Raw genomic sequence first — 13,151 nt, 5'->3', positions numbered from 1 at the left:
TTAGTGTGATTGGTATAAAACCTGTGAATGTAGAGTCATTCATTGAGTGAACTGAATAATCAGTTTAAATGTAAGGTTGTAAACCTAGCCTAACGATTTGCTTAGGTTTACAGTTTTTTCTAGGATTTCCCCGTACTTTCATCCTAAGTTGCTATGTTGGTCAAAATGGTGAGATTTTAATTTGATGTTAAATTTGATATTCTCGCTACACCATTTTGGCGCTTGTTTACTGTAATGCTTACCGCATACAGCAATGTTACGACAATAGGAAGAAGTGTCTAATCAAAGGATGTCTGTAGTTTTTGCTACAGACCACAACCAGAGGAATGAAGTTGTGCTTGAAGCTTATCGCAATCATATAGCTGAGCGTGCTGAACAGGGAGTGGTTCCAAAGCCCCTCGATGCAGAACAAGTCGCTGCACTTGTTGAATTACTAAAGAACCCACCTCAAGGTGAAGATACCTTCATCTTAGATCTCTTAGAAAATCGTATTCCACCAGGTGTTGATGAAGCCGCCTATGTCAAAGCTAGCTTCTTAACCGCAGTCACTAAAGGTGACGTTATATCGCCGCTAGTGTCAAAACAAAAAGCAGCCGAACTGCTTGGTACTATGCTCGGTGGTTACAACATTGAACCACTGATTAGCCTGCTAGATGACGCAGAGCTTGCGCCTATCGCAACCAAAGCACTTTCGCACACTTTGCTAATGTTTGATGCTTTCTATGATGTAGAAGAGAAAGCCAAAGCGGGCAATGAATATGCGAAGCAAGTGGTGCAGTCTTGGGCTGACGCTGAATGGTTCTTGTCAAAACCTGAGCTACAAGAAAAAGTCACTTTGACTGTGTTTAAAGTCACAGGTGAAACCAATACCGATGATCTTTCTCCGGCGCCAGATGCTTGGTCTCGCCCTGATATCCCAGTGCACGCTTTAGCTATGCTAAAAAATGAGCGTGAAGGTATAAATCCTGATAATGCTGGCACAGTTGGTCCGATTGGACAAATTGAAGTGTTAAAAGAGAAAGGTCACCAACTGGTTTATGTGGGTGATGTTGTCGGTACGGGGTCTTCTCGTAAATCCGCGACTAACTCGGTGTTGTGGTTTATGGGGGATGATATTCCTCACGTGCCGAACAAGCGCGCAGGTGGTTATGTGCTTGGTGGTAAAATCGCACCTATCTTCTTTAATACCATGGAAGATGCAGGCGCATTACCAATCGAAGTGGATGTCACTAAATTGAACATGGGTGACGTTATCGATGTTTACCCATACCAAGGTAAAGTGTGTGATCATGCAAGCGGCGAAGTGATCGCTGAGTTTGCATTAAAAACAGACGTGCTTATTGATGAAGTTCGTGCTGGTGGTCGTATTCCTTTGATTGTAGGTCGTGGCCTAACAGACAAAGCGCGTACTTCACTAGGGCTTGAGCCATCAGAGGTATTTCGTAAGCCAGGCGAAATCGCAGATACTGGCAAAGGGTTTACTTTAGCGCAGAAGATGGTTGGTAAAGCATGTGGCGTTGCGGGCATTCGTCCGGGAACGTACTGTGAGCCGAAGATGACGACAGTAGGTTCGCAAGATACTACCGGCCCTATGACTCGTGATGAGCTAAAAGATCTGGCGTGTTTAGGTTTCTCTGCTGACTTAGTGATGCAGTCTTTCTGTCATACATCAGCGTATCCAAAACCTGTTGATGTGACTACGCACCATACACTGCCTGATTTTATTATGAACCGTGGCGGCGTTTCACTGCGTCCGGGTGATGGTGTTATTCACTCATGGTTAAACCGCATGCTTCTGCCTGATACAGTAGGTACAGGTGGCGACTCCCATACTCGTTTCCCACTGGGCATCTCTTTCCCAGCAGGTTCTGGTTTGGTGGCGTTTGCGGCGGCAACAGGCGTAATGCCACTGGATATGCCAGAGTCAATTTTGGTGCGCTTTAAAGGCGAAATGAAACCGGGTATTACATTACGTGATTTGGTTCATGCCATCCCTTACTACGGCATCAAGCAAGGCTTATTGACGGTAGAAAAAGCGGGTAAAGTGAATGAATTCTCTGGTCGCGTACTTGAAATTGAAGGTGTTGAGCACCTTTCTGTAGAGCAAGCCTTTGAGCTTTCAGATGCGTCTGCTGAGCGAAGTGCGGCAGGTTGTACTGTTAAGTTGTCTCGCGAGTCTATCGAAGAGTACTTAAACTCTAACATCACCATGCTTAAGTGGATGATCGCTGAAGGTTATGGAGATCTGCGCACCATTGAACGTCGTATTAAGTCGATGCAAGAGTGGCTAGATAATCCAGAGCTAATGGAAGCGGATAAAGACGCTGAATACACGCACGTTATCGAGATTGATCTTGCAGAAATTGATGAACCAATTTTGTGCGCACCGAATGATCCTGATGATGCTCGTCCGCTATCTGCAGTACAAGGTACTGATATCGATGAAGTCTTTATCGGATCGTGCATGACCAATATTGGGCATTTCCGCGCCGCAGGTAAATTGCTAGATAAGTTTAACGGTCAGCTAGAAACTCGCCTATGGGTGGCTCCGCCAACTAAGATGGATCGCGATCAACTGACAGAAGAAGGCTACTACGGCATCTTTGGACGTGCAGGGGTGCGTATTGAAACTCCGGGCTGTTCGCTATGTATGGGTAACCAAGCACGTGTTGCCGACAAGGCGACCGTCATGTCTACCTCAACACGTAACTTCCCGAACCGTCTTGGTACGGGTGCTAACGTGTATCTAGCGTCAGCTGAATTAGCCGCAGTAGGGGCAATTTTAGGGCGTATACCAACTAAAGCAGAATACTTAGAGTACTCTTCTCAGATTGATGCGACAGCTGCCGACACCTACCGTTACTTGAACTTCCACCGTATGGCGCAATACACTGAAAAAGCCGATACCGTGATCTTTCAAGAACCGGCCTAATCGTTAACACGCTTACTCACAATAACCGCTGCTAGTCAGCGGTTTTTTTATGCTTGTATTCTACAATCAAAAATTCTAACGCAGTTATCGAGTATTTTAACAAGTTAGAATGACCCGTTATTGAGTACGATTGGTATGATGTAGATTTCAAAGGGCGAATGACGGTAGAATTGCCTACATTACTGCTAGAGAGCACTTATGGCTCAAGTACTTTAAGCATCTTATTTAGAACAATATTATTGAGGTCGATGATGGAATTTGAATTTAAACGAGCATTTGGTGAGTACTCAATAAAAACCAGTATGGGGCATGAGATCGTCGGTCGTTGGTTACAAGAAGAAATCGGCCGCGATGCAGACAAACTGCAACAGGTATTTGCCTTAATTGAGCAAGCCACCCACAACCAAAGTGAAGCACAGCTTTTGTCTGGTACTGAGATCAGTATGAGCATTGAAGCGGGTGAAGTTACTGTGCAAGAAAATGTGTTGCAGCAACAAACTGAGCAAGAGTTTGAGCCTGATATGGATTTTTACAATTGTGAAAGTTCGGCGGCGTGTGGATTAGAAGATTTTTCTGCGCTTATTCATCAATGGCAACGCTTTTTGACCACAGGAAGATAGGCATCTGCCTCTTGTTGCACTTTTTTGTGGCATTTGTTAATAACTTGAGCTTTTTTGGTGAGTCTTATGCACCAAAATAGTGCGCAAAAATCCCCCTTACACTTCCTTTATTAATAACTTCTTTATAATTCAATGGCTTAAAAACTTGGCACGTCCTTTGTATAAGTAAAGTATCAGCACAAATGTTAATGCAGATATGACTTACGCAGAGGGAAAGCGATGAAACTTATTAATGCAATTATTAAACCGTTCAAATTGGATGATGTCCGTGAAGCCCTATCTGATGTGGGCATTGAAGGTATGACTGTTTCTGAGGTAAAAGGATTTGGTCGTCAGAAAGGACACACAGAGCTATATCGTGGCGCGGAGTATCAAGTCGACTTCTTACCAAAAGTGAAACTGGAAATTGCCACTCAAGCCGAGAATGTTGATCGTGTTATTGAAGCAGTAAGCAAAGCGGCGCACACCGGCAAAATTGGTGATGGTAAGATTTTTGTTTACGACCTATCACACGCGGTACGTATTCGTACTGGCGAAATGGATTCAGAAGCCCTTTAAGACTAACGGACGAGAGAACTTATTATGGAACTTACAGCGACAGTAACGGAGTTACGTTACGCACTAGATACATTTTTCTTTTTAATTTCAGGTGCTTTGGTCATGTGGATGGCCGCAGGTTTTGCCATGCTTGAAGCGGGTTTAGTTCGCTCAAAAAACACCACCGAAATTTTGACTAAAAACTTCGTGCTTTACGCGATAGCTTGTACGATGTTTTTGCTAGTTGGCTACAACATCATGTACGTAGATAATGGTGCTGGTGGCTGGTTACCTTCATTTGGACACTTGATTGGTAGTCAGGCTGAGGGTGCAGATCACTCTCTAGAATCTGATTTCTTCTTCCAAGTGGTGTTTGTTGCTACGTCAATGTCAGTAGTGTCAGGTGCGGTAGCGGAACGAATGAAACTGTGGTCTTTCTTAATCTTTAGTGTGGTTCTTACAGGCTTCATCTACCCAATCGAAGGTTACTGGACTTGGGGTGGTGGTTTCCTTTCTGAAGCAGGCTTTAGTGACTTTGCTGGCTCAGGTATTGTACACATGGCAGGTGCTGCTGCAGCACTATCCGCTGTTATCTTGCTAGGTGCTCGTAAAGGTAAGTTTGGTAAAAACGGCTCTGTTCACCCAATCCCTGGTTCAAACATGCCACTAGCAACATTAGGTACCTTTATCCTATGGTTCGGTTGGTTTGGTTTTAACGGCGGTTCTCAGTTGATGCTGTCTGACTTTGAAAATGCGACAGCAGTAGGTCAAATCTTCCTTAACACCAATGCCGCTGCCGCTGCCGGTGCAATTGCTGCGCTACTTGTGTGTAAGACCACTTGGGGTAAAGCTGATTTAACTATGATTCTAAACGGCGCGTTAGCAGGTCTAGTTGCTATCACAGCAGACCCACTATCACCTTCACCACTAGCGTCAGTGGCTATCGGTGCAGTTGCAGGCGTAGTGGTTGTATTTAGTATTGTTGGCTTTGATAAAATCAAGATTGATGATCCAGTAGGTGCTATCTCTGTACACGGCGTGTGTGGTTTCTTTGGTTTGATGGTTGTTCCTCTAAGCAATGCAGATGCAACGTTTGGCGCTCAGCTACTAGGTGCTGCTGTAATCTTCGGCTGGGTATTCTTAGCAAGTATGCTTGTGTGGGCTATCATAAAAGCAACTATGGGTATCCGAGTAACTGAAGAAGAAGAGCTTGAAGGTATGGATGTACATGATTGTGGTATCGGCGCATATCCTGAGTTCATGACAGTTAAATAATCTTTACTCTCCATTTAGTAATAGAAGGCCTGCTTTTTAGCGGGCCTTTTTCGTTTCAAGATCTTATGGGGTGGTTGCGGTATTGAGGAAATAGAACGGAGATAACTGACTGTGTTTGCTAGCATATTTTTTTAAAAAAAGTTGTTTTTGTTTTGAGATTTGATTGATATTAGTCATATTTGCTTACATGAAAATAAAGGAAATGAGATATAGAACGGAATACGCGATTGATTGCAGGGAGTTATTGCATATAATGGTCGTATTGATAACCATTCTCAATTTCACTTAAGGGACTTGTAATGAAAAAACTACTTATGTTGACTGCTGCTGTTAGTAGTGTATTTGCACCAATCGCATCAGCGACAGAAGAGGTTAACGTATATTCATATCGTCAGCCGTTTTTAGTTGAACCTATGTTTGACGAATTTACTAAGCAAACAGGAATTGCGGTTAACGTTAAGTTCTCTAAAACCGGTATTGCAGAGAAATTAGCACAAGAGGGTGAATACAGCCCTGCAGACGTCGTATTGACGACTGACATCAGCCGTTTGGTTGAACTAAGCAATAAAAAAGTAGTTCAAGCTGTTGATAGTAAAGTGATTGACGCGAATGTTCCTGCGCAATACCGCGACAGTGAAAATGAGTGGTTTTCCCTAACATTGCGTACTCGTAACGTATATTCGTCTCGAGATCGCGTGGGTAAACTAGGCTCTGATTTTGATTATAAAGATCTGGTCAACCCTGAGTATAAAGGCAAGATCTGTACTCGTAGCGGTAAGCACCCTTACAACGTTTCTTTAGTGGCTTCTATGGTCGCGCACTACGGCGAAGCGGAAGCGAAAACATGGCTTGAAGGTGTAAAAGCTAACCTTGCTCGTAAACCACAAGGTAATGACCGCGCTCAAGTTAAAGCGATTAAAGAAGGTCTATGTGATATTGCTCTAGGCAACAGCTACTACCTAGGAAAAATGGTAAACAACCCTAAGCAAGTGAGCTGGGCTGAATCTGTTTACATTAACTTCCCAGGTCAAGAAGCCAATGGCACTCATGTCAACGTCAGTGGTATGGCAATGGCTAAGCATGCGCCAAACCAAGCCAATGCTCTTAAGTTAATGGAATTTTTAACAGGTGATAAAGCGCAACAGATGTATGCAGAAATTAACTATGAATACCCAGTGAAAGAGGGCGTGAAGCGTTCTGAGCTTGTGGCTTCATGGGGTGATTTTAAGGCGGACAAACTGCCTTTAGAAAAGATTGCTGAAAATCATGCTATTGCTGTGAAGTTGCTAGATGAAACTAAGTTCGACCTGTAATACACTGCAAGAAAACACATATAAACTTTAAGGTTTAGAGTAAAGGCGTCTTTAAGGCGCCTTTTCAAGTTATTTGATGAAAGAAAAATATCCCTTATTTAGAGCCAGTAGTGCGCTGTTAGCCGCGCTACTGGTTTTGCCAATTTTAGCTATTTTTTATACCAGCCTCGGTGGTGACAACGATCTGTTTGTGCACCTATTTGATACGGTATTGCCTACCTATATCTCGAATACTTTCTGGCTTGTATTTGGTGTGATGTTGCTGTCTTTGTTGATAGGGATACCGAGTGCATGGTTAATGGCGATGTGTCGTTTACCATCAGAAGGAATTTTGCAATGGGCTATGGTGCTGCCATTGGCAATGCCTGGCTATATTGTGGGCTATGTGTTTACCAATTGGTTTGATTTTGCCGGGCCACTGCAAGTTTTTCTACGCGATGTAACGGGTTGGGGCCCCGGTGATTACTGGTTCCCTGATATGCGCACTTTAGGAGGTGCGATATGGGTGCTTTCCTTAGTGCTTTACCCCTATGTGTATTTGCTGTGTCGTGCGGCTTTTATGGAGCAAAGTGTTAGCATTTTGCAGTCAGCAAGGCTTTTAAAATGCTCACCAATGCAGAGCTTTTGGCGAATCTCATTACCGATTATTCGCCCGTCAATTGCAGTTGGTTTGTCGCTGGTGGCAATGGAGGCGATTGGTGATTTTGGTACAGTGAGTTATTTCGCCGTCAATACTTTGACTACCGCGGTGTACGATACATGGCTCGGATATTCCAACTTGGGTGCGGCGGCGAAAATTTCGGCCATTATGTTGCTGGTGATTATTTTATTGATCAGTGGCGAGCGCTTTAGTCGTCGCAAACAAAAGCTCTTTCAGAGTCAATTTAATAGTCATGAGAACTTTCGTTACCAACTGACGGGTTGGAAGAAGTGGGCAGCAGTGACTTGGTGTTGGTCGATTGTGGCGGTGGCGTTTATTTTCCCATTGTTACAGCTTTGTCTGTACGCCTATCACTACTTCTTGGAAAGTTGGACAAGCCAATTTTATCAGTATGCCATTAATAGTTTAAAAGTATCGATACTTGCGGCCCTGATTGCTTTGATTATTGCGGTAGTTCTTAATTTTTACAGTCGTTTATCGGCCACAACCAGCAGTAATTTATTTGTGCGTTTGGCCTCTATGGGGTACGCCGTGCCGGGGACAGTACTTGCTATAGGCGTCATGCTACCTGTATTAAGTGCCGACCATTTGGTGAATGATATTGCTAAAGCAATGGATTGGGGTAGGCCGGGGCTTGTTTTCTCCGGTTCGATATTTGCGATTGTATTTGCTTTTGTGGTGCGTTTTTCAGCGGTGGCGATAGGCACAATTGAAAGTAGCATGAGCAAGGTATCGCCTTCTTTAGATATGGCGGCGCGCACTATGGGGTGCACTAGCTCGCAAATGCTCAAAAGAGTGCATATTCCATTGATGAAACGCGGCGCGTTAATTGCCTTTTTATTGGTGTTTATTGAATCGATGAAAGAGTTGAATGCCGCTATATTGCTGCGCCCATTCAACTTTGAAACACTCGCCACCTATGTGTACAACTTTGCCTCAGACGAACAACTGGAAATTGCAGCTATGCCTGCGGTGTTGTTAGTTTTGGTTGGCCTTATTCCGTTAATTATTATCAATCGTTCTTTGGAGCAACCCCACTGATGAGCCGAACTCTAGCCATTAAAGATCTTACCTGTAAATACGACAATCAAGTGGTGCTTGAATCACTGTCCTTGACGGTAAAGCAAGGTGAGATTGTTTGTCTGTTGGGAGCCAGTGGTTGTGGCAAAACCACGTTGCTTAAAGCCATTTCTGGGTTACTTCCGCTAACGAAAGGCTTTATTGAACTCAATGGCACTGCGATTGATGATGGTGAGCATTGGGTAGCGCCAGAGCAGCGTAATATCGGGATGATCTTTCAAGATTATGCTTTATTTCCGCACTTAACAGTGGCGCAAAATATCAGCTTTGGCATCAAAGAGTTGTCTCAAGAAGTGCAAAAAGATCGCATTGAAGAAATGCTGACTATGGTGCATCTACAGAACCTAGGTGATCGTTACCCACACCAGTTATCGGGTGGTCAGCAACAACGCGTTGCAATTGCCCGATCTCTTGCTTATAAGCCAGATCTATTATTGCTTGATGAGCCTTTTTCTAACATAGATACCCAAGTACGCCACAAGTTGATCGCGCAGATCCGCAGTATCTTTAAACAAGCGGGGGTGACGGCTATTTTTGTAACTCACAGTCGAGAAGAGGCGTTTGCTTTTGCCGATAAAATGGCGGTGATGAATAAAGGCGTGATTGAGCAATTTGGCAGTGCCAGCGATCTTTACCACACTCCATCAAGTCGTTTTGTGGCTGATTTCTTAGGTGGCGGTAGTTATTTGCAGGGCACAAAGATAGATCAAGGGATGTATCAAACGGCTTTGGGAGTGGTGAAGGCAACTTGCAAACAGCAAGACAGTAATGAAGCCGCCATGATTTTATTTCGTCCGCAACATCTGCAATTAACCGCGAATACGGCGGGAGAAACTGTGGTATTGGAACAGCAGTTTATGGGTGACCATTTCCGTTATGTTGTGGATGTAAAAGGGCATCGATTACTGTCTAGTTCGATTGAACAGCTGGATGTCGGTAGTCGAGTTGATGTGCAGCTCACATCAACTCAACTACTGGCTTTTTAAAGATTTAGTACCAAGGGTTACGGTAGTGGATTCCTCGTTGATCAAGCTGTTCTAAATCAGATTTTAGGCGAGATAAAAAGTCAGTCCAATCTTTGTTGCTGGCATCAGTCCAGCACACTTCTGCAATGGCTTGCAGGCGAGGATGCACCATATATTGTAGTTTTTGCGGGTTATCAACCAACTCACACCATAGCGCTGCTTGAATGCCCCATACCTTTTTCTGAATCGGATCATCGGTGGCAATTTCTTGCAGGGGTTGATAGTGGTAGGCGTGTTTGAGCGGGGTAATATTCGCCCAGTAAAAGCCTGATTCGCTCGCATCAAATTCTTGCGCCATATCCAGATAGGTGTACTGTCCCGGCTGTAATACCACATCAAATCCTTTACGTGCACATTCGATAGCCGCTTGCTCACTTTGCCAAGAATAGATCACGGTTTGCTGGCTGACTTTATCGCCATGTTGCGCTTCTTCCCAGCCCAACATACGTTTGCCATAGCTGTTGAGCTTATTCTCTACATAGCGCAGTAAATGCCCTTGTAGATCTTTGGCTTCGGTATAGCCGTGTTCTTTCATCAGTGCCTGACATTTGTCACTTTGTGCCCATACGCCTTCCGGCACTTCATCCGCTCCAATGTGCACATAAGGGGCTGGAAACAGCTCTACAACTTCGGCAATAACTTTATCTAAGAACTCATAAGTGCCTTCTAGGGCAGGTGATAGCACGTTGTCAGTGTAGTGCTGTACGCTGCGATAGATGGATGCGTCATCTTTGTCTAATAACAAGTGCGGCAAAGACTTTATTGCCGCTCGGCAGTGACCGGGAATATCAATTTCGGGCACCACAATGATTCCGCGACGCTGGGCAAATGCCACCACTTCTTTGATCTGTTGTTGCGTATAAAAGCCGCCGTATTTGGACTCTATATGTCTAAATTGCGGAGCAAGAGGTAAGTCTTTGCCGCGCCATGCGCCAATATCGGTCAATTCAGGGAAAGCTTTGATTTCGATTCGCCAACCTTCATCATCGGTCAGATGCCAATGGAAATGGTTGTATTTGTAGCGTGCTAACTGATCGATGATGAGTTTAATTTGCTCTATCTGGTGAAAGTGACGAGAGCAGTCAAGCATCATGCCGCGATAAGGATAAGCAGGGCTATCAGAGATTTTTACGCAACAGAGTGATGTTTCATCTTTAAATAGCTGCAATAGAGACGCAACCGCATGTGCAAAGCCTTGTGCATCACTGGCACTGACGGTCAGGCTTGTGGCTGAGATATCCAGTTGATAAGCGGATGCGGATAAGCAGCTCATTGGTTTAAAGTGGATTCGAGCACCTTGCTGGGTTAGTTTTAGCTTTAGTTGCGGTGCACTTTCACACAACCATAAGGCTGCCTCTTTGGCGATTGGGCTTTCTACATGCAATTCTTCGCCTATCACAAACTTAAATGTCCCTTGCATCAGGTCAAGATTGTTCGGTTTAGGAATGATAGCAATATCGGCCTTTTCTACGGGCTCTAAGCCGTGGGCAACCGATTTTGGCGCAAGTAACTGTAATGGGGTTACTGCGACTGAATAGCGTTCAGAGGATTGAATAAATGCTTCAAGAATACCGTCACATTGCAGTTGCAATGGTGGCGTTGGCATTTCAAATTCGGTGTTAAAGGTTTGATTACTTTCTAAAGCAGGCAGGGCGCTCAAGGTGCAAAAACTGCCTGTTTGCGAAAGTTGCCCTACCGTACAGCTGCTACTGTCTAAGAAACGAGTCATTGAAAAATGCAGCGTCCAGTCAGTCAGTTGCGCCTTAGAGTTATTGACTATAGATAACGCAAAACGGGTACGTTGCTCGCTTTCATTGACTACTTTAAGGTCAAGGCGAAATAGGCTCATGGTGAGTCTCCTGATAATTCATCGTTTGTTTGATAGGCTACCGCTAATAAAAACCACGCGCTGTGAGGTAACCATTGTTCTGCCCAACGCCAGTTTTGTTGTAAGTCATCAGCGTGTGCGGTTGGGTTAAAAGCAATGCCTTGCGGGTGATTAAAGCCTGCGGTTATGCCGTTGCAAATACCCCCCTTAGCGTTGTAAAAACCTAAGTGTGGTAAATAGTTAGGGTTGTTATCGCCATGCCCGTCGAGCATGCACATATTGTAAGGGTTTAATCCTATAATCCAGTTTAAACAAGATTGAGCGTAGCTTTGTAGTGGCTTTAAAAATGACGCTGATACGTAGGGTATTGCTCTATATGCCATGGCTGACAAAGAGGCGAGGCGGGCATTTTCCCCTTGCCACCAATAGCCTGATTCGTTGTCTTGTGCCATAAAAAAGGCATCGCGCTTTTCTCCGCCGAGATTTTTTACATATTGCCTTGGGTAGGCATAAGGATTGCAAGTTGCATGGGTGATCTTTAATTCAAAGGACAGCGCCGCCTCAATGCTGGAGGTGTTCTTTTCTATAAAAACAGAATCGGTTTCGATGTCTAAAAAACAGCATAGGGCTATGACAGGCAATCCGGCATCAGAGGGATGAAAATAGGGGCGTTCACCCTGCGCGGTAGCAGACCAAAAATGTGACCAGTTTTGGTCGCTGTGCTGACGTAAAGTTAAGCGCAGTGCCCAGTCGCGACTGTCATCTAAGTAGCGTTGATCTTGGGTAGTTTTGTACAGCTCAACACTGGCTAATAAAGCGCAATATTCATCAATGATATTTTCCTTACCATCATTTAAATAAGCTTTGTTGTGCTCTTTTAAATGCCAATAGCCTTTTTGCGCAGCTTGTTGATAGTGATGAGAACTGTACTCGCCATTTTGTTGAAGCCGAGCCGCACTGGCAAGTGCGGCAATGGCGATGCCTGCACCTTGTCTAAATCCAGCTTGATAGGTGACGAGCTTTTTACCGGTTTGGGTTTTATAGGCACACAGCTCCCTTTTTTCAGGCTCTTTGCTCCATTGATCAAATACCGTGGTGTAGAAAAAGCCTTCGTTAGCTTGCATGCGCACTAAAAAATCCGCGCCAAATAGCGCCTCATCAATAAGACGAGTACGAGTAAACGGCGCACAATTATCCCGCGCGCTGAGCACTTCTAGACTAGAGAGTAAGTTCCATACCAGCATTGGGGTTTGCTGAGGATTTAAATAATTGGCGTAGCATAAATGGCTTAAGTATTTGCTGACATCCCCTGATGCATCATACCAGCCGCCACGGACATCACGCCGAGCATCGCTGCCAAATATGCGCACGTTTTTATCGGCGTGATCAAACATACCCGTGCAACGTTGCGACTTAAAATAATGCAGCAGATCAGAAAAGGTGCGCTGATACAAAAGCTGAGGCTGAATATCAAAGGGCAAAGATTCAACGTGTTCAAAGCGCGCCACAAAGCGACCCTGTAAATTCAGTTTGCTAAAATCAAAAGGGTAGCTCCAACCTATGTCCCACTGCTCAACAAGTTGGCCGGGTTGTAGGGGGACTCGCGCTACTTCTTGCTTTGTTTGCACCTCGATAATAACGACATCGGCAGTATCGACTTTTTGTAAGCAGAGGGGGGAAGGTGCATGCAGAACACCGACTTTATGCGCAGTCGCTGAGTAGCCAATTTGATTGATTAACAACTGCATACGTCGCTATCCCTTGCCTAAAAAGTGTGTAATACCAATCGTACTAACGGGTCATTCTAGCTTGTTAAAGTGCGCCAGCTCTGATCACTTACTTAGTGTGATTGGTATAAGCAAAACGCTTTAAATAAAAGT

General features: G+C 44.5%; 9 protein-coding genes. 7 read left to right on the top strand and 2 right to left on the bottom strand.

The window, feature by feature from the left end; all coding sequences use genetic code 11:
• The first annotated feature begins 334 nt into the window (after positions 1-334).
• The 7 genes from acnB (at position 335) to QV280_RS10230 (ending at position 9,404) form a co-directional block, all read left to right on the top strand.
• On the top strand, positions 335-2,932 hold the full coding sequence (acnB, locus tag QV280_RS10260; protein WP_367869538.1) for a bifunctional aconitate hydratase 2/2-methylisocitrate dehydratase: 2,598 nt from the start codon (positions 335-337) through the stop codon (positions 2,930-2,932).
• A gap of 251 nt (positions 2,933-3,183) precedes the next feature.
• Positions 3,184-3,552: a YacL family protein gene (locus QV280_RS10255; RefSeq protein ID WP_152819920.1), complete on the top strand. Its 369-nt coding sequence runs from the start codon at positions 3,184-3,186 to the stop codon at positions 3,550-3,552.
• Positions 3,553-3,771: 219 nt separating this feature from the next.
• Positions 3,772-4,110, top strand: coding sequence for a P-II family nitrogen regulator (gene glnK, locus QV280_RS10250; protein ID WP_023404986.1), 339 nt, complete (start codon positions 3,772-3,774; stop codon positions 4,108-4,110).
• Positions 4,111-4,134: 24 nt separating this feature from the next.
• Complete coding sequence (locus QV280_RS10245) at positions 4,135-5,364, top strand: ammonium transporter (RefSeq protein WP_152819476.1); 1,230 nt, start codon at positions 4,135-4,137, stop codon at positions 5,362-5,364.
• A 299-nt stretch (positions 5,365-5,663) separates the two neighbouring features.
• A complete protein-coding gene (locus QV280_RS10240) occupies positions 5,664-6,677 on the top strand; it encodes a Fe(3+) ABC transporter substrate-binding protein (RefSeq protein WP_023404988.1) in 1,014 nt (337 codons plus the stop codon).
• Between the two features lie 76 nt (positions 6,678-6,753).
• Positions 6,754-8,379, top strand: coding sequence for an ABC transporter permease (locus QV280_RS10235; RefSeq protein ID WP_152819477.1), 1,626 nt, complete (start codon positions 6,754-6,756; stop codon positions 8,377-8,379).
• On the top strand, positions 8,379-9,404 hold the full coding sequence (locus tag QV280_RS10230) for an ABC transporter ATP-binding protein (protein WP_152819478.1): 1,026 nt from the start codon (positions 8,379-8,381) through the stop codon (positions 9,402-9,404). Before QV280_RS10235 ends, QV280_RS10230 begins: the two co-directional genes overlap by 1 nt.
• A 4-nt stretch (positions 9,405-9,408) precedes the next feature.
• Here the strand turns inward: QV280_RS10230 and QV280_RS10225 are convergent, their stop codons facing one another.
• Positions 9,409-11,292: a beta-N-acetylhexosaminidase gene (locus QV280_RS10225; protein WP_152819479.1), complete on the bottom strand. Its 1,884-nt coding sequence runs from the start codon at positions 11,290-11,292 to the stop codon at positions 9,409-9,411.
• Positions 11,289-13,019, bottom strand: a complete 1,731-nt coding sequence (locus QV280_RS10220; RefSeq protein WP_152819480.1) for a glycoside hydrolase family 9 protein — start codon at positions 13,017-13,019, stop codon at positions 11,289-11,291. The genes QV280_RS10225 and QV280_RS10220 overlap by 4 nt, the downstream gene beginning before the upstream one ends.
• Positions 13,020-13,151: the final 132 nt, after the last annotated feature.

The sequence above is a fragment of the Vibrio sp. B1Z05 genome, assembly GCF_052955985.1.
Note: the sequence above shows the minus strand (reverse complement) of the source record. Positions and strands in the feature narration are given on the sequence as shown.